This is a genomic window from Bacillus haikouensis, assembly GCF_013179555.1.
GTDB lineage: Bacteria > Bacillota > Bacilli > Bacillales > Bacillaceae_B > Rossellomorea > Rossellomorea haikouensis_A.
Map to the genome: position 1 here is coordinate 1 of NZ_JABMCR010000614.1, position 624 is coordinate 624.

The following is a 624-nucleotide window of genomic DNA, read 5'->3' on the forward strand; positions in this document are numbered from 1 at the left end:
CCACCAAAATCAGATCAATCCGGAGGAACTGATGCTGCTGATATAGAAGAACAGCAGCCAGCAGATGGGACTGAAGAAGAAGCTGAGCCTTCAGAAAGTGAAGAACCAGCCCCAGAAGAGCAACCTTCTGATCCAGAAAAGGCAGAGGGTGAGCAGGTTTCCGATGAAGATTCTCCTGAACAGGAGCAAACTACAGAGGACAACTCTGGTAAAGAAAGTATTCCTGCTTTGAATAAAGAGGGAGGGAATGAAAAACCGGAGGCGTAAAGAGAGACATTATAGAGAGAGTTTGTGCTGGGCCAGCCGCGGCCCGGTTTTTTTGTTGAGCCGGGGCTCTGGTGCCAGGCACAAATGAGCAGGGTTGTTCCTGGCACAAAAACATCAAAATGGTGCCAGGAACAAAACACCCATATTGTGCCTGGCACCACCAATAAAACTCCATTCAAAAAACCACTTTCCATCAAAGAAAGTGGTCTCACTCAATGCTTCCGCCTCGCAAAATCTACAAACCGGAACTTATCCAGCCTGTGCCGTGACTCGGTATACTCAAACAGCGCAGCATTCTTCAAATGAACATAATTTCTCACGACCACCACATGATCGTACTCATCCAGATCAAGATAC

The 624-nt window shown here is 47.3% G+C and carries 1 protein-coding gene and 1 pseudogene; one reads left to right on the plus strand and one right to left on the minus strand.

From position 1 onward, the window contains the following. Nucleotides 1-267, plus strand: a pseudogene (locus HP456_RS24675) (hypothetical protein); the annotation flags it as partial. Nucleotides 268-479: 212 nt separating this feature from the next. On the opposite strand, the gene HP456_RS24680 reads toward HP456_RS24675, so the two are convergent. Further along, the coding region (locus HP456_RS24680) for a UTRA domain-containing protein (protein WP_172255911.1) at nucleotides 480-624 on the minus strand (145 nt) is incomplete at its 5' end.